The 16,551-nt window shown below is 38.6% G+C and carries 15 protein-coding genes; 10 read left to right on the plus strand and 5 right to left on the minus strand.

The features are described 5' to 3' along the window. The first annotated feature begins 56 nt into the window (after positions 1 to 56). Positions 57 to 2,474, plus strand: a complete 2,418-nt coding sequence (locus tag ACMX9J_RS00500) for a heavy metal translocating P-type ATPase (RefSeq protein ID WP_048021346.1) — start codon at positions 57 to 59, stop codon at positions 2,472 to 2,474. 138 nt (positions 2,475 to 2,612) lie between these two features. Here the strand turns inward: ACMX9J_RS00500 and ACMX9J_RS00505 are convergent, their stop codons facing one another. Further along, a complete protein-coding gene (locus ACMX9J_RS00505; RefSeq protein WP_047751139.1) occupies positions 2,613 to 3,041 on the minus strand; it encodes a hypothetical protein in 429 nt (142 codons plus the stop codon). A gap of 228 nt (positions 3,042 to 3,269) precedes the next feature. On the opposite strand from ACMX9J_RS00505, the gene ACMX9J_RS00510 reads away from it, so the two are divergent. The 3 genes from ACMX9J_RS00510 (at position 3,270) to ACMX9J_RS00520 (ending at position 6,253) form a co-directional block, all read left to right on the plus strand. Continuing rightward, complete coding sequence (locus tag ACMX9J_RS00510) at positions 3,270 to 3,827, plus strand: YdhK family protein (RefSeq protein WP_416225303.1); 558 nt, start codon at positions 3,270 to 3,272, stop codon at positions 3,825 to 3,827. A gap of 212 nt (positions 3,828 to 4,039) precedes the next feature. Beyond that, positions 4,040 to 5,347, plus strand: a complete 1,308-nt coding sequence (locus tag ACMX9J_RS00515) for an MFS transporter (RefSeq protein ID WP_034264501.1) — start codon at positions 4,040 to 4,042, stop codon at positions 5,345 to 5,347. Between the two features lie 585 nt (positions 5,348 to 5,932). Continuing rightward, on the plus strand, positions 5,933 to 6,253 hold the full coding sequence (locus ACMX9J_RS00520) for a 2Fe-2S iron-sulfur cluster-binding protein (RefSeq protein WP_034264498.1): 321 nt from the start codon (positions 5,933 to 5,935) through the stop codon (positions 6,251 to 6,253). Positions 6,254 to 6,477: 224 nt separating this feature from the next. Here ACMX9J_RS00520 and ACMX9J_RS00525 read toward each other — a convergent pair whose 3' ends face one another. Beyond that, positions 6,478 to 7,044, minus strand: coding sequence for a peptidoglycan-binding domain-containing protein (locus tag ACMX9J_RS00525; RefSeq protein WP_034264495.1), 567 nt, complete (start codon positions 7,042 to 7,044; stop codon positions 6,478 to 6,480). Positions 7,045 to 7,595: 551 nt separating this feature from the next. On the opposite strand from ACMX9J_RS00525, the gene ACMX9J_RS00530 reads away from it, so the two are divergent. Both ACMX9J_RS00530 and ACMX9J_RS00535 read left to right on the plus strand, forming a co-directional pair. Continuing rightward, entirely contained in the window at positions 7,596 to 8,588 is a 993-nt protein-coding gene (locus ACMX9J_RS00530; RefSeq protein ID WP_416225304.1) for a YibE/F family protein, read from the plus strand. After that, positions 8,585 to 9,367: a YibE/F family protein gene (locus ACMX9J_RS00535; RefSeq protein WP_165635869.1), complete on the plus strand. Its 783-nt coding sequence runs from the start codon at positions 8,585 to 8,587 to the stop codon at positions 9,365 to 9,367. Before ACMX9J_RS00530 ends, ACMX9J_RS00535 begins: the two co-directional genes overlap by 4 nt. A gap of 168 nt (positions 9,368 to 9,535) precedes the next feature. On the opposite strand, the gene ACMX9J_RS00540 is transcribed toward ACMX9J_RS00535, so the two are convergent. Continuing rightward, a complete protein-coding gene (locus ACMX9J_RS00540; protein WP_033578742.1) occupies positions 9,536 to 10,237 on the minus strand; it encodes a hypothetical protein in 702 nt (233 codons plus the stop codon). Between the two features lie 72 nt (positions 10,238 to 10,309). Next, complete coding sequence (locus ACMX9J_RS00545) at positions 10,310 to 10,996, minus strand: hypothetical protein (protein WP_223260162.1); 687 nt, start codon at positions 10,994 to 10,996, stop codon at positions 10,310 to 10,312. Between the two features lie 290 nt (positions 10,997 to 11,286). Between ACMX9J_RS00545 and ACMX9J_RS00550 the strand changes: the two genes are divergently transcribed. The 4 genes from ACMX9J_RS00550 (at position 11,287) to ACMX9J_RS00565 (ending at position 15,886) form a co-directional block, all read left to right on the plus strand. After that, positions 11,287 to 11,637 carry an ArsR/SmtB family transcription factor gene (locus ACMX9J_RS00550; RefSeq protein WP_013056623.1) on the plus strand — a complete coding sequence of 117 codons (351 nt, stop codon included), beginning with the start codon at positions 11,287 to 11,289 and terminating at the stop codon, positions 11,635 to 11,637. Positions 11,638 to 11,652: 15 nt separating this feature from the next. After that, on the plus strand, positions 11,653 to 12,951 hold the full coding sequence (locus ACMX9J_RS00555) for an arsenic transporter (protein WP_416225305.1): 1,299 nt from the start codon (positions 11,653 to 11,655) through the stop codon (positions 12,949 to 12,951). A gap of 265 nt (positions 12,952 to 13,216) precedes the next feature. Further along, positions 13,217 to 15,370: a DNA topoisomerase III gene (locus tag ACMX9J_RS00560; protein WP_416225306.1), complete on the plus strand. Its 2,154-nt coding sequence runs from the start codon at positions 13,217 to 13,219 to the stop codon at positions 15,368 to 15,370. A 117-nt stretch (positions 15,371 to 15,487) separates the two neighbouring features. Next, positions 15,488 to 15,886 (plus strand): PaaI family thioesterase, encoded by a 399-nt coding sequence (locus tag ACMX9J_RS00565; RefSeq protein WP_033578746.1) that lies wholly within the window; start codon positions 15,488 to 15,490, stop codon positions 15,884 to 15,886. Between the two features lie 4 nt (positions 15,887 to 15,890). Here the strand turns inward: ACMX9J_RS00565 and ACMX9J_RS00570 are convergent, their stop codons facing one another. After that, positions 15,891 to 16,520, minus strand: a complete 630-nt coding sequence (locus tag ACMX9J_RS00570; protein ID WP_034264482.1) for an NUDIX hydrolase — start codon at positions 16,518 to 16,520, stop codon at positions 15,891 to 15,893. Between the last annotated feature and the right edge of the window lie 31 nt (positions 16,521 to 16,551).

A 16,551-nucleotide genomic window follows, 5' to 3' on the forward strand; every position in this document is an offset into this window, starting at 1 on the left:
CTTGATTTAGGAGAAAAATATACCCCTTGTAGGTATATAACAGGAGGCGAAACGCGGTGAGTGACAAACAAAAAGAAGCCACCTTGCAAATTACGGGTATGACATGCGCAGCGTGTTCTAACCGGATTGAAAAAGGGTTAAAAAAAATAGAAGGTGTAAAAGAAGCAAACGTGAATTTGGCTTTGGAAAGATCTACTATCATATTTGATCCGTCTAAAACAAGTCCACAGGCCTTTGAAGAAAAAATCGAAAAGCTTGGGTACGGAGTTGTAAGTGAAAAAGCCGAATTTGCTATTACGGGCATGACGTGCGCCGCTTGTTCGACTCGTATTGAAAAAGGGTTAAACAAATTAGAAGGCGTGACAAAGGCAAGTGTTAACCTTGCTTTAGAAACGGCTTCTGTTGAATACAGCCCTTCTCAAATAGATCCGCAAGACATAACGCAGCGAGTTGAAAAGCTTGGATACGGAGCCAAGCTAAAGTCAGAAGAAAAAGAAGAAGAGCAAAGCTACAGAGAAAAAGAACTGAGTAAACAAAAAGGAAAGTTTTGGTTTTCATTTATTTTAAGCGTACCGTTATTATGGGCAATGGTTAGTCATTTTACGTTTACGTCGTTTATTCCTTTGCCTCATATGCTGATGAATCCATGGGTTCAGCTCGCTTTAGCTACGCCTGTTCAATTCGTCGTAGGGAAGCAATTTTATATAGGTGCATTTAAAGCTCTTCGTAACAAAAGTGCCAACATGGATGTTTTAGTAGCACTAGGTACAAGCGCAGCTTATTTCTATAGTTTATACTCTTCTCTTAAATCGCTTGGCTCATCTGCTCATACTACTCAGCTTTACTATGAAACGAGTGCTATATTAATTACGCTGATTCTTTTAGGGAAATTATTTGAAGCCAATGCCAAAGGCCGTTCTTCAGAAGCAATTAAAAAGATGATGGGTTTACAAGCTAAAACGGCCGTTGTAGTAAGAGACGGAGCGGAAATTGAAATTCCAGTGGAAGAAGTGCAAAAAGGCGAAGTTATTTTTATTAAACCCGGTGAAAAAGTACCTGTAGACGGAGAGATTATTGAAGGACAATCGGCTTTAGATGAGTCCATGCTGACAGGGGAAAGCGTACCGGTAGATAAAAGCATTGGAGATAAAGTAATTGGAGCCACACTCAATAAAAATGGTTTTCTAAAAATAAAAGCTACAAACGTTGGAAAAGAGACGGCGCTTGCGCAAATTATTAAAGTAGTAGAAGAAGCGCAGGGGTCTAAAGCCCCTATTCAGAGATTAGCTGATTATATTTCAGGTATATTCGTGCCAATTGTGGTTGGAATTGCTCTTCTTACGTTCTTTGTCTGGTACATTTGGATTGTGCCTGGCGAATTTGCACCGGCTTTAGAAAAGCTTATCGCCGTATTGGTGATCGCATGTCCATGCGCATTAGGTTTAGCTACTCCAACTTCCATTATGGCGGGGTCGGGCCGCGCAGCAGAATTTGGTATTTTGTTTAAAGGCGGCGAGCATTTAGAAGCGACGCATAAAATCGATACGATTCTTTTAGATAAAACGGGAACTGTTACAAATGGAACGCCTGAGCTAACCGATGTACGTATTGCACAGGGCTACGAAGAAAATGAGCTATTACAGTTAGTTGCATCAGCTGAGCGTTTATCGGAGCATCCTCTAGCTCAAGCACTCGTAGCAGGTATAAAAAATAAAGGTATAGAAATTCAAGATCCGTTATCTTTTGAAGCGATTCCAGGGCATGGAGTAAGGGCAACTGTACAAGAACGAGAGCTGTTAGTAGGAACAAGAAAGCTTATGAACCAACATAAAGTGAATATTGATGCAGCTTTAGAAGAAATGACAAATTTAGAACGAGAAGGAAAAACGGCCATGCTCGTTGCTCTTGACGGAAAATATGCCGGCATGCTTGCTGTTGCAGACACTATTAAAGAGACTTCTAAAGAAGCAGTTTCTAGGTTGAAAGAGATGGGCTTAGAAGTGATGATGATCACCGGAGATAATCGTCAAACAGCTCAGGCTATTGCGGTGCAAGCGGGTATTGAGCACGTTATAGCAGAAGTGTTGCCAGAAGGCAAAGCAGAAGAAGTGAAAAAGCTTCAGCAGCAAGGTAAAAAAGTCGCAATGGTAGGAGACGGTATTAACGATGCTCCTGCACTTGCGTTAGCTGATATTGGAATGGCCATCGGAACAGGAACGGATGTAGCGATGGAAGCCGCTGATATTACGCTGATGCGAGGAGACTTGATGAGCATTGCAGATGCGATTGAAATGAGTAGAAAAACGATTTCTAATATCAAGCAAAATCTATTCTGGGCGATGGGTTATAACACGCTCGGTATTCCAATTGCAGCAGTTGGGCTGTTAGCTCCTTGGGTTGCTGGTGCCGCGATGGCTTTTAGTTCCGTATCGGTGGTATTAAATGCACTGCGATTGCAGAGAGTGAGGCTATAAGGTATGAAAAAGTGGATCATCTCAGCTATTTTGTACGTGCTTGCCGTTATAGCAGTATATGCTGTGTGGGAAATATAAACTAAAAAATATTGGAGTCATCGAGCCACTCTCGGTGAAAGTGATCCAAAAGCAAAGCTGCTAAAGAATATTCTTTAGCAGCTTTGTCAGGTGCAAGGAATTTTTTTGATTCAATTCATACCCTTTAAGATGAAGGTCTTCTGGATGCTTTTGCTGAGCAATTAACACATCACGTCCATCATCCATAATCCAAATGAAATAATGACGGCTAGAACCATCTCCATAGGTAATGGTCATTTTGCAATCGATGCTCCCAGCAGATTCTTCATCTAAGAGAAGTTTCATGCGCTCAGCCTTTTTTATACTATTGGTGAATGTATTCATATCTTGTTCATCGATAAACGTTTTGAGTGTTTTCATTTTAATGGACGTTACTTCTATCTTTTGTACGCTAGGTGAGAGCGTGGACTGTGCGGAAAAAGAGGGGGCTCCCATCACCAAGCTAACTACAAGTAAGAGTGAGGATAGAGCAAAGCGTATTTTTAGCATGTTTCTTTCCTCCTTTTATTTTTATACTTTTTCCTAGTGGTAAGTGTTTCATACGAAGGCCTTTTTTAGGCACAGGAAATTTTCGTACCTAATTACCCTCATCTTCACAAAATCTGCACAAAGTCTGGCTATAATAAAGAAAAGAAGAAGAGTATGCAAAGATAAGTTGTTTCTAAGGATTAAAAGATTTTTATTTTAAAATTTATTAGGTGGAAAAGAGGGACTGTCATGAAAAAACAGCTATTTATTCTTGGTGCATCTGTCATTATTGGACTAAGCGGATGCGGAAACGATTCTAGTCATGAAAAACCTTCAGCTGACAAAAATGAATCCATGCACGATCACTCAGAGATGAATCACTCTAGTTCAGGAGAGGTTCCAAAAGGATTAAAGCAAGCTGAAAATCCAACATATAAAGTTGGAGATAAAGCGGTTATGAAAGCTGATCATATGAAAGGCATGAACGGGGCTGAAGCAACGATTGTTGGTGCTTACGATACTACGGCCTATACCGTTTCGTATACGCCAAAGACTGGCGGGGAAAAAGTAAAAAATCATAAGTGGGTTATTCAAGAAGAAATAAAAGATGCGGGTAACGAGCAGTTAAAGCGAGGCAGCGAAGTGACGCTTGAAGCAGATCATATGAAAGGTATGAAAGGGGCAAAAGCAACGATTGATTCAGCCGAAAAAACAACGGTATATATGGTAGACTACACACCGACTACAGGCGGAGAGAAAGTGAAAAATCATAAGTGGGTAACGGAAGATGAGCTTTCAGCAAAATAGACTGTTAGCGAGAAAAAAGGCTGGACAGAAGTATTTTTGGTGAAAGAAGATCCGAACAATGAATCAAGATTCTTGATTGAGAATCTCGATTCATCGTTCGGATTTTTTATGGGTAGGGTGAGCTTAGGTTTTATGTAGTGTCTTCTAGCTGCGGTATTAAGTAGAATGCTACGGTAATAAAACGAACAAACTACTGATGAAAGGAGCTAGCTATGAGTGAACATACAGTAAAGCGAACAGGACGCACACGATGGTTCATTTCATCTTTGTTAAGCAGTATGATTATTTTAAACTATTTTGATCGTGTAGCGGTGTCAGTGGCCGCTCCTGCAATACAAGATGCATTTCACTTAACGGGAACAGAGCTTGGAATTGTCTTTTCTATTTATACGTATTCTTATACGATCATGCAAATACCTGCGGGAAGCTTGCTTGATCGGTTCGGAGTAGCATGGGTGACAAGAGTCGGTATGGTGATTTGGAGTTTATTAACGATGTCGATGGCTTTTTTGCAAGGAAAACTTCTTCTCTATATTGTCCGATTTTTAATAGGAATAATGAGTGCTTCTGCATTTCCGGCAGCATCAAAAGCTACGTCGCTATGGTTTCCTCCAAATGAAAGAAGCTTACCAAATTCTTTGTTTGATTCAGCGGCCAAATTTTCGAATGTACTTGGCGCGCCTCTTGTAGCGTTTCTCATCACCAAATTTGATTGGCGCACAGCATTTTTATCTATTGGAATTATAAACGTGCTGTTTACGCTGCTGTTTTGGTTTTATTACGAAAAGCCAGAAAAGCATAGACGCATATCAGATGATGAGCTGAAGTATATTCAAGAAAATAATTTAAATGCAAACGATGAGCAAACATCAAAATTTTTACATACCTTGAAAGTATTATTTACGAATCGAAAAGTTTGGGGGCTAATGATTGGGTTTACAGGCTATGGATATACGTTTAATTTACTGTTAACGTGGCTGCCAACTTTTTTAAAAGAAAAATACGGTATGGATATCATGTCATCGGGCCTGCTTACGGCAGTACCTTGGCTAATTGCTACATTTGCTGGCATTTTAGTAGGCGGGTGGCTTGTTGATTACCTCATAAAAAAAGGTTATGACAGTCAAAAAGTATATCGCACCATCATTGTTATAGGATTATGCTTAGGGTTTGTTTTTTTAGGCTCTATTTTCACTAATAGTGTCGTCTTAGCGATGATTTGTATCTCGATTGGACTGGCAGGTATATCTGCAACCGCACCAATCGGCTGGTCTATTTCTGCAGAAATTGCACCTGCAGGCTCTATTTCCCTTCTTAGTTCTATTGTTAATTTAGCTAATAATTTGTTTGGAGGAATTATAGCTACAGCTTTAACAGGGTACCTTTTAGATAAAACAGGTTCTTTTAACCTAAGCTTTATGGTAGCGGGAATTGTATTGTTGCTAGGCTTAATTTTTTATATTTATGTGCTAGGAGATATTAAACAAATTAAAATTCCAAAAAATCAACGTACGAAGTAAAACCCCATGACTCGTTATGGGGTTTTACTTTTGATTATAAATAACGACCTTGCTTGTGCGTTTAGCGATGTGAGAAACGCTATTAAAGGTGAATTTGTTTGTTTGAAACATACGATAGGGACTTGTTTTAAAATAGCATTGTTGGTATAGCATGTTCTTAAAAAGGTTAAGATGGTTTTTATGAAGAAATTCTGTGTCTATTTTTGTGATTTCAGCAGAAGTAGATACGAACCGCACTATAAAAAAATAGAAAGGCAGAGGAACATGAATCATAAAGAAAGTGAAAGCAATACTGAGTTAAATCAAAGTCATTTGTTAAAGGAACCTCAGCGCATAGAATTATCTAAGTACCAAATTTTAAAAGCACTGATACCTGTTATTATACTTGGGCTTGTCGTTTTAGTTGCCGTATTACAAAACGATGGTCTTCTTAATTGGATCTAGGCATGTAAAAGGGGTCTGTAACGTACAAACAGACGTCGCAATCAGTAGAAATAATGGATTGCAACTTAGGCATGCAATAAAAAAACTGCATAGAGTGTAATTCAAATCGCTTGGATACAGTAGAGGGAAAGAGGGAGATATATGCCAAGAGTAACCGTTTTAGGATACGGCAGTTTTGAAGTGGCAAAAGGAAAAAAGCTTGTCTTGGCACTCGAAGACAACGGTATAAATATTCTTCATCGGTGCGGTGGGAAAGCTAAATGCACGACTTGCAGGGTAGAAGTGCTCGAAGGTGAATATTGTGATTTAACACACGCGGAGAAAAATGCATACTCAGAAAGTTCAATTGAAGATCATTTGCGCTTATCGTGCCAAATTCGTGTAAATGAAGATGTCACCGTTCGGCCAATACTAACGGTAGAAAGCTCAGGACGAGAAGCAGGACCTCGACCCGCAGAGTAGTCATGTAATTGCAAAAAGCAGCGTGTGGAATGTTTACATGCTGCTTTTTGTATGTTTACTTAAAAAAATAACAAGAACAGCTACGGGGAGTAGCAGCTGTTCTTGTTCAAGTAAAATACCTACGGAATGATTCCTTTAAATTTTAGCATTCTGTAAGGCGGGCAGTAAATCACTCAAAAGAGTGATTATAAAGGCTTTTTTCGAACGGTTATCTGCAAATAGATTTAATTGGATTCTTCGATCACATCTCCACTTTTGTAAATATGATACCAGCCTATGGTACCTGATCCCCCTTGATCCATCCAGTCTTTATTTTTTGCTACGAATCTATAGTAAGCTTTATCGTTGTTATCTTTCCGTAAGCGGTCGTCTGTACTGAAGACAATGTTGTCACCGAGTTCTTTTTTACCGAATGCAATAGCCATGCTGACAGGAAATTGCTTTCTTTCTACCTTGTTCTCATCTAAAGCTGCCCATGTTAAGGGGCCAACAATACCATCTGGAGACAAGCGGTGATCGGTTTGAAATTCTTTTACTACAGTTTGCGTTCGCGTACCGAAAATTCCATCAACTGATGTGTTATACTTCACATCCTTTAAGCTTTGCTGTAAGTCTCTTACGTAGCTAGAGTGGGAACCTTTACGAAGCGTAGGCCTCGTTTCTGCTTTAGCTTCAATTTTTTGTGAGTAGGCATCTTTAGCAGCTGCTTCAGTAGTTGGAGTGCTGAATGCTACGCATGTTGTTGCAAGCGTAAGAGTAGAAAGCATGACAAGTGTTTTTTTCGTTAACATGAAATAACCTCCTTGTTTTTAGCAACTATTTGTCGCTTTTCATGAGCTTTATAACTAATTAGTAGCTATAAAGTCAACTTATTATAGCGCAGCCAGTTTTCTATTTGTTTTTATATTCCTATGATTATATAAGATAGTCATAAAAAACTAGTGAAGTAGATAAATCGTTCTATGTTTTCACTATAATTTCATTTTTCTCTGATACAGTACGGAAGGGAAAAAACAGTAGGTTTAAGCGTCTTGTGTACTTGGAGTATGTCTTGCTCTATAACGCTCATAATAAACGAATGAAAAGACTGCAAAGGGAATTTGGATCTCTTTGCAGTCTCTTCATGTTCAAAAGCTCTGCGTTCAACTGATAACCAGAAAGGAAAGTATTTATGTCTACTTTGTATGCTCAGCACATAAGGAACCTTTTTTCGAAAATAAAGTCCAATAAATCATCACGGAAACAAATTTTTCTCTACATATTAGGGATTTGCTGTTTGTGTATAGCGCTCATTGTAACAAACCACAATTATTCTCTTTATAAAAAACCAATAGCTGAGGTAGTGAAGACGAATGTTGTAGAAAAAAACAAATCTGCTGATTTAAATCATAACAAAGATACCGTATACTCTCAGGAAATTGTTGCTAAAATAATGAACGGAAAATATAAAGGAAGGCTTATCCATTTAGAGAATACGTACTCGTATTCAGGTGCTTATGATCAAAAGTATACTCTCGGAACAGATCTTTTTGTCTCCTTAGAAAAGAATTCACAGCATGCTCTAAATGGAACAATTGAAGGAGTGAAGCGGGACAAGCAGGTTACCGCTGTCGCTGGTTTATTTATATTAATTTTGCTGGCTATTGGAAGAAAACAAGGTTTTTATTCAATCATTAGCTTATTTATTAATATTGTTCTTTTAATCGGGGCCCTCAATGTATATTTAGCACTAGGAAATGTGAGCTTGCTAGCTGTATGTATTGTTGCGGTCGTTCTTTTTACGGTTATTTCTTTGTTATTAGTAAGCGGTAATAAAGAAAAAACGCATGTAGCGATTATTTCAACTTTAATAGGTACATTTGTTTCTCTTTTAATCGCGTATGGTGTCATGCAACTGACAGATTCTAATGGCCTTCATTATGAAGGAATGGAGTTTGTAACGATTCCTCCTCAAAAAATATTTATGAGTGAGGTATTAATAGGATCTTTAGGAGCTGTTATGGATGTAGCGATTACGATTACTTCTTCTGTCTATGAACTATATGAAAAAAATAAAGAGATTGCGCGCAAAGATTTACTGAAATCAGGCAAAGAAATTGGCGGAGACATCATGGGAGCTATGACGAATATTTTATTTTTTTCATATATAAGCGGAACAATCCCAATGGTTCTTCTTTATTTAAAGAATGGCTCTCCTCTAGGATATACGTTTTCGATGAATTTCTCCTTGGAGTTAATCCGTGCTCTTACTGGCAGCGTTGGCATTGTTTTAACGATTCCCATTACACTCTATCTTTCGATTCTTTTTATTTTTAGAAAGGGGAACAGAAAGTGAACGTTTTACTATTGCTTGCTCTTATTTTATTTATTCTAATGAGTATTGTGGGCGGAAAAAAAGGAATCCGGTCTTTCCTTGCGCTGTTCTTGAATTTTGGCGTTATTTTTCTCACCATTCTCTTTATGCTGTCTATAAAAAATACGATTGTTGTTACGTTAATCGCTTGTACAATCATTAGCTGCATTAATTTATTTTATATTAATAAATTCAATCGTAAAACGCTTGCTGCGTTTGTTTCAACGATTATTACCTTAGCTGTTTTAGTACTCTTTATTTTTATTATTGAACATCATGCAATGATTCAAGGATTTGGAGAAGAACAGGAAGAAGAAATTAACGCTTTTTCACTTTATGTTGGAATTGACTTTGCTAAAATAGCCATTTGTACAATTATTATGGGTGCCATAGGAGCGATCATTGATATTTCGCTATCTATTTCGTCTTCTATGAATGAATTATTTGTTCATGATCCGTCCGTAACTAAAAAGAATCTCTTCAATTCTGGTTTGAAAATCGGAAGAGATATTTTGGGCACCACAACCAATACACTGTATTTTGCCTTTGTAGGCGGATATTTGACGTTAATTATCTGGTTTAAGAGATTGTCGTATTCGTTTGGAGACATTATCAATTCAAAAACCTTTTGTGCAGAAGTCATTTCTATTTTAAGCGGAGGCATTGGTGTAGCCATTATTATTCCGATTACCTCTTGGATTAGTGCCTCTATATTCTTACAAAAAAGAGAAAAAGGGAAGCAGTACAAGGAAATAAAGTAGAGAAGCGTATGGACAAATAAAAACAGAAAGTCATAAGAAACTGCCCCTCCAATGGTTAACCATTGGAGGGGCAGTTCAAATTAACCTCGGCCTATTTGTGGGATTTTGAGAGGAAACTAGGTGGAGGATGGGAGTTGTAATAGCATTAAGGATTACAATCTGTTTTTCTTACTGATAGATAATACGAAAAGGCCAAGAAGCAGAATTTACAGGAGAAGCAGCTTTTACAAGGACCGTCTCACCATTAGCTGGAAGCAGATTCTTAAAAGCATAAATTCTACGTTCACCTCTTGGAGATCCACGTCCTCGAGAGGTCTTTTGAGGTATAATATTTCGTTCATTTTTTGGGTCAAGTATCCAGTGTACGTACCAAATCTGACGTAAAAATTGTCTATTTGTACTTTGTGGACGTTCATCAAATATACAGTGATTCACTTGGCCTGTCCAATATAGATATCGCCCGTTTCCTATATGCCATTCATCTTCTGACCGATATCTGATTCCTACACATTCACCGGGATAGATAATATCAGGGATGTTGTAATGACTTTCTCTTTGACAGCTAGGGTCACTATATTGTGTATAAGGTGTGACTTCTACCTTTTCCAATTGATTTTTTCTAAAATACAAATATTGCTGCGTGACTTGCCCTGTCGTTCGATTTACGGCTCGGTGACTTAGAAGAATACCATTATAGGTCTGTAACTTTGTGTTATCGATGCTTCTTGTAACCGTTAAGGTACCGGCATTTGAGCTTATGACGCCGCCTACTAATCTTCCATTATGAACACAGTACCCGTTTCTGCATGATGCACCGGCATTAGCTCGATATAGAACTCCTACGCATGTCCCACTAGTAATTAGAGTCAATTATATTGACCTCACATTTCAACGTTGTTTATAGAAATAGCTTTCGAAAGTACTCTTCGTTTGAAGTGATTTCTATAGATCATCCGGGCCATATCGATAGGAAGGCTGTGTTTGAATAAAATAGCCATTTCGTACTTGAGCTATCCAGTTTTGAAATATTTCTCTCCATTCAACACGGTTAAAAAACTCATCAAGCGGCTTTGAAGAATCCCATTCAATGATAAAGAACGGAACTACTGATGGATTCCATACGCCTATACTATTGACACCTGCTTCTTTGATAAGAAGTAAAGGCAGGCCTCGTTGGTAACCCATGCTTGGCTCTATTTGTAAAAATGGAGCACCTTCCCATGATGGTGGCGGAGGTGTACCGCCGGGAATATTCGTCATGGTATAATTGGCGAAGACTTGCTGCATATTCACCGCAATCAATCCATAGCTAGAGAGGATCATTCGGCGAACGCTTGTAATCGTTTTATTAGGATATTGCTCCGTATCAGGCAGTGTACGAGGGAAAAGAAGAGCACGTTCAATTTCATCAATTAAACGATTAAGAAATCTTGTTTGAGTAGCATTAAGCATAGAAGGGTGGCTGAGGAATACAGGAATTTTATAAGCTCTATCGGCTGTATTTTTTAAAGGGATTTTAGGGGCAGCAGAGGGGGATACTTTATCGTCTCTAAGAGAGTAAGGCTTGTCTACATAATATTTACCATCTTGCGGATTATAATAGGAATAATGTTTTTTAATCGTAATCATCCTTTCTTATTTTTCTCTATATTTTATTCAGATAGACAAAATAAGTATGTATGTTTGTCCAAGGACATTAGGAGCATTTTTACGAGAAAACGTACCTATATTATCGTATGCTAGATTTGACTTAAATTAGTAGGGAAAATAATTCCTTAAATCCAATCCTTAAACAACTACTAAATCACTTTTAGTTCACTAAAAAATTGTAAATCAGTTAAAAATCAATTATAGTAATGAAGCATTAATACATAAGCCTATTTATACATCAGCTGAAAGGGAGTAGGAGGTGTTCATTAATGAGTACAAAATCTATAGATAGTATTGAAAAGGCAGCTCAAATCTTAAAATTATTGGGAGATAAAACAAGGCTTTCGATGGTGAAATTAATAGAGAACAATGAATGTTGTGTGTGTGAGTTCGTGGATATCTATCAAGCTAGCCAACCTTCAATTAGTCAGCATTTGCGAAAATTAAGAGATGCTGAGCTTGTGAAGGAAAGAAGAAAAGGGCAATGGGTTTTTTATTCTCTTAATAAAGAAAGCCAGTACTATGAGTTTGTTCTAGGTATACTTGAATCTGTACCAAGTCAGGACGAACGTTTAAAAGAGCTAGAAAAACAAGGACTGCGTATTAGTTGTTGTGAATAATTGGAGGTTTAAAAAGTGGCATCAGTTGTACTAGCATCATTGATTTTTTTAGTAACACTAATTTTTGTCATTTGGCAGCCGAAGAATTTGTCAATCGGCTGGTCGGCTTGCGGGGGAGCTATCCTTGCTTTACTGGCAGGCGTTGTTGATTTTCAAGACGTTCTTGAGGTAACCAGCATTGTGTGGAATGCGACTCTTACGTTTATTGCTATTATTATTATTTCTTTAATTTTAGATGAAATTGGTTTCTTTGAATGGGCAGCGCTTCATATGGCTAGAGCTGCAGGAGGGAACGGCGTGCGTATGTTTGTCTACGTATCTCTTCTTGGAGCCGTTGTAGCAGCGCTATTTGCTAATGACGGAGCAGCTTTGATTTTAACACCCATTGTTTTAGCCATGGTTCGGGCATTAAAGTTCGACGATAAAATGGTTTTTCCGTTTATTATCGCAAGTGGATTTATTGCTGATACAACTTCGCTGCCGCTTGTTGTTAGTAACTTAGTGAATATCGTATCAGCCGACTTCTTTGGCATTAGCTTTTCTGAATTTGCATCACGCATGATTGTTCCAGATTTAGTTTCTCTGTTTGCAAGTATTATGGTCTTGTATCTGTATTTCCGCAAAAGAATTCCTAAGAAATACAATGTAGCAGATTTGCAGAAGCCAGTGGATGCCATCAAAGATGAAAAGATGTTCCGGCTATCTGGAATTGTCTTAGTTTTGCTAGTGCTAGGCTATTTAATTGGAGAATTCTTTAGCGTCCCCGTTTCGATCATCGCAGGTATTATTGCTATTCTGTTTTTGATGATGGCAAAAAAAAGCCGAGCGGTTCATACAAAAAAAGTGCTAAAGGGAGCTCCATGGGCGATTGTCTTTTTTTCTATCGGCATGTATGTCGTTGTATACGGCTTGCGTAATGCTGGTTTAACAGAAATTCTGGCTGATGTGATCCAAGCAACGGCTAGTCATGGACTGTTTGGGGCAACAATTGGCATGGGATTCACTGCCGCTATTCTTTCATCAATTATGAACAATATGCCAACCGTTATGATTGATGCACTAGCAATCGATGCAACACACGCAGCTGGCACAATCAAGGAAGCGCTCGTTTATGCAAACGTCATTGGATCGGATTTAGGTCCGAAAATTACCCCGATTGGTTCTTTAGCAACGCTTTTATGGCTTCATGTTCTGTCAACAAAAGGCGTGAAAATTTCCTGGGGAACGTATCTTAAAACGGGTATTATTTTAACGATTCCGACATTGTTTATTACGCTTGTTGGTTTGTATATTTGGCTATTAATTATTTCATAACATGTCCTAAAAGAGATGTGTTTCAGTCAATAGGATAATCGCTGTTATTAGAAAATTTTAGATGTGTATCGAAGCTGTAGAAAATAATCTACAGCTTTTTTATTGAAAAAGTATAATGGACACTGACACGCTTTTAAAATGGGATATGTATTTCTCATTGAAACTACTTTTCTCCCCATTCATACTCCAACAGCTCTTTCTATGATAAAATAATAAAACTGAATAAGTTTCACATGGAAATTTGAAATGTAAGGTGATTAAATACATGAAGTTAATTATTGCAGAAAAGCCGGATCAAGGATCGACGCTCGCTTCACAGTTCAAGCCGAAGCGTCACGACGGCTATTTAGAGATTCCACCGAATGAAGTGTTTACAGACGGAGCATATGTAACGTGGGCAGTGGGGCATTTATGTCAGCTTGTGAGCCCGGAAGATTATAAGCCGGAGTGGAAAAAGTGGTCAATTGACACGCTGCCGATGATTCCAGACCGTTTTCAATATGAAGTGACGCGCTCAAAAGCAAAGCAGTTTCAAGTGGTAAAAAAATTGCTTAAAAAGCCGACGGTCACAGAAATTATACATGCGGGAGATGCGGGACGCGAAGGAGAATTAATCGTCCGCAATATCATTCAGCTGTCAGGTGTGCATAAGCCGATGAAACGATTGTGGATTTCTTCGTTAACGCCAAAAGCCATTTATGATGGGTTTCAACAGTTAAAAGACGAAAGCGACACGCGCAACCTTTATTATGAAGCCTATACAAGAGCATGTGCGGATTGGGTCGTTGGGATGAATGCTTCACGCGTGTATAGCATCTTATTGAAAAAGCATGGGATGTCAGATGTTTTTTCAGCAGGGCGCGTGCAGACACCAACGCTTGCTTTAATTGTAAAGCGTGAAAAGGAAATTGATAATTTTAAATCAGAGCCTTTTTGGGAAGTGCTTGCTAAGTTTGATATTGAAGGAAAAAAGTATGAAGGCAAATGGCATCAAGACGGAGAGTCGCGTCTTAAAGAAAAAGAAATGGCGTATAAAATTGCTCAGTTTTGCGAAGGAAAAGACGCACAAGTTCATGAACTCTTAACGGAGCGAAAAGAGTTCCAGCCGCCTTTATTATTTAACTTATCATCACTTCAAGCAACGGCGAATAAAGCGTTTAAGTTTTCACCTAAAAAGACGCTTGATGTGCTGCAAGGGCTGTACCAGAAAGGAATTGTTTCTTATCCACGATCAGACTCAAACTACGTAACAGAAGGCGAAGCGGAAACGTTTCCTGAGATTTTAGAAAAGCTGAGTGCTTTTTCTGAATATGAACATTTATTTCCGCTTCCTTACCCTTCGATTCTAGGAAATAAACGCTACGTAAATGCAAAAAAAGTGAGCGATCACTATGCGATCATCCCAACGGAACAAGTGAAGGACCCGAGCAAACTGTCAGGAGACGAACAGAAAATTTATGACTTAGTCGTAAGACGGCTAATTGCAGCACACTACGAAAAAGCGATTTTCGACTACACAACGATTACGACACTTGTGGAAAAGCGAGCAGCTTTTATTTCAAAAGGAAAGCAGCAAATTCAAGAAGGCTGGCGCAAGGTAATTTTTCAAAATGAGAAAGACGACGATGTCATTCTTCCGAATGTTCAAGAAGGCGAAGAAGGTAAAGTTATTAAGGTAGACGTAAAAGAAGGCAAAACACAGCCTCCAAAACGCTACACCGAAGGTCAGTTGATTACACTGATGAAGACAGCGGGTAAGCATTTAGATAACGATGAGCTGGAGAAAATTCTAGCAAAGTCAGAAGGCTTAGGAACAGAAGCAACGCGTGCTGGAATCATTACAATGCTTAAAGATCGTAAATATATTGATGTGAAAAAAAACCAAGTGTTTGCGACTGATAAAGGAAAGGTATTGATTGACGCGATTGGAGATAAAATTTTAGCTTCACCAGAAATGACGGCTAAGTGGGAGCAGCGTCTAGCTGAAATTGGAGAAGGAGCAGCATCGGCCGCTACTTTTATGGAACAAACAAAGAAACTTTCAGCTAAAATTATCGAAGACGCTGTCGAAGCAGAAAGCAAGTGGAATTTCAGCGGATACGACACTGAATCCATTCAGCGAAAAGGCAAGGGAAAAGGTAAAAGTTTTTCCTCTAAATCGTTTGGTCCATGTAAGCTTTGCGACGGAAAAGTAGTCGATAAAGGTTCATTTTACGGATGCTCAAACTATGCAAAAACAAAATGTACATTTACCGTATCGAAAAAGATTTTAGGTAAAACAGTCACGCAGGCTAATTTAAAAAAACTGTTAAGCGAAGGGCAGACAGACTTGATTGAAGGCTTTAAAAAAGGTGATAAGACCTTTAATGCGAAGTTAGAATGGAAAGAAAACAAAGTGCAGTTTTTATTTGAAAAGTAGAGAAATAAAAAGCGCTTGCTAAAGATAAAGAGCAGGCGCTTTTTGTATGTAAAAACAGGAGTTTTCCAGCCTTTCTAGAATTTCCTACATAGCTTATTTATGTAAAGGATGAGATTAATGAAACGAACGAGTAAAGGGATGATTCCGTTTTGGGATTATATTGGCATTGAAGAAACGCTGCTTGAAAAAGGATATGCAGAGTTGAAAATTACGATTCAACCGCAGCTTCTGCAAGGAAGAGGAACGGTTCATGGAGGCGTTATTGCCACGCTTATCGACGCGGCTGTTGGTTCGGCTGTGCGTTCTTCTCTTTCTGAGGAGGAAAGTGCCAGTACAGTTGAGTTAAAAGTAAATTACACAAGGCCGGGTATAGGCGAATATTTAGTTGCAAAGTCTACATTGTCTCACCGCGGCAAAACGCTTGCTGTTGGAGAAGTGAAAATTGAAGACAGCAGCGGCAAGCTTGTTGCGCTTGGCAGTGCAACATATATGATTTTTTTAGCAAAAAAAGCTTAGGATTCTAAGCTTTTTCTGCTGAATTCAGCTGCTGACTAATACATGCAATAATTGTTTTATAGTAAGCTTTGGGATGGGGAGCCAATTCACTTTTATGTGCTGTACGGTGAATTGGCTCTTTTTCATTTGTTATCCCTTCAATGATCAGTTCTGTTTGATTTCCAAGCCACAGTTCGCAAAAGTTAGAAAAAGGCGCTTTTACAAGTCCTGATACTTCTTCTTGCTGCAACGTAAACGCACTAAGAGGGTGAGAGCTGTAGTATAAAAATACATGTGCAAATTCTTTATCAACATAGTGCGGCTGAGATACTTCGTATTTAAAGACATCTAAAGGAAGCAATTCATCAAATGAAATGTTGACGCCGAGCTCTTCGTGAATTTCTCTTACACCGTCCTCAGCGGTTTCTGTATGAAGCAAATGTCCGGCAGCTGTGATATCGAGTGCACCGGGGTAATCTTGCTTTTGCTCGCTGCGAATTTGGAAATAAATATAGTCTATATCATTTTCGCGGCTGACAAACCAGCAGTGAAACGCTTCGTGCCAATAGCCTTTTTCATGAACTTCTTTGCGAGACGCTGTTCCTATGCGCTGCTGTTGGTTGTTAAATATGGTTAACACTTCATCGTTCATCATAAGTCCCCCAATTTGTTTCCTACTTCTTTCT

The sequence above is a fragment of the Priestia sp. RMT2NF4 genome (assembly GCF_047872835.1).
GTDB lineage: Bacteria > Bacillota > Bacilli > Bacillales > Bacillaceae_H > Priestia > Priestia zanthoxyli.

What these genes read in the sequence shown, in the direction of transcription:
- ACMX9J_RS00505 (WP_047751139.1), bottom strand. Translation starts at nt 3,041, where the DNA reads ATGCTAAAAATACGCTTTGCTCTATCCTCACTCTTACTTGTAGTTAGC.
- ACMX9J_RS00510 (WP_416225303.1), top strand. Translation starts at nt 3,270, where the DNA reads ATGAAAAAACAGCTATTTATTCTTGGTGCATCTGTCATTATTGGACTA.
- ACMX9J_RS00515 (WP_034264501.1), top strand. Translation starts at nt 4,040, where the DNA reads ATGAGTGAACATACAGTAAAGCGAACAGGACGCACACGATGGTTCATT.
- ACMX9J_RS00520 (WP_034264498.1), top strand. Translation starts at nt 5,933, where the DNA reads ATGCCAAGAGTAACCGTTTTAGGATACGGCAGTTTTGAAGTGGCAAAA.
- ACMX9J_RS00525 (WP_034264495.1), bottom strand. Translation starts at nt 7,044, where the DNA reads ATGTTAACGAAAAAAACACTTGTCATGCTTTCTACTCTTACGCTTGCA.
- ACMX9J_RS00545 (WP_223260162.1), bottom strand. Translation starts at nt 10,996, where the DNA reads ATGATTACGATTAAAAAACATTATTCCTATTATAATCCGCAAGATGGT.
- ACMX9J_RS00550 (WP_013056623.1), top strand. Translation starts at nt 11,287, where the DNA reads ATGAGTACAAAATCTATAGATAGTATTGAAAAGGCAGCTCAAATCTTA.
- ACMX9J_RS00560 (WP_416225306.1), top strand. Translation starts at nt 13,217, where the DNA reads ATGAAGTTAATTATTGCAGAAAAGCCGGATCAAGGATCGACGCTCGCT.
- ACMX9J_RS00565 (WP_033578746.1), top strand. Translation starts at nt 15,488, where the DNA reads ATGAAACGAACGAGTAAAGGGATGATTCCGTTTTGGGATTATATTGGC.
- ACMX9J_RS00570 (WP_034264482.1), bottom strand. Translation starts at nt 16,520, where the DNA reads ATGATGAACGATGAAGTGTTAACCATATTTAACAACCAACAGCAGCGC.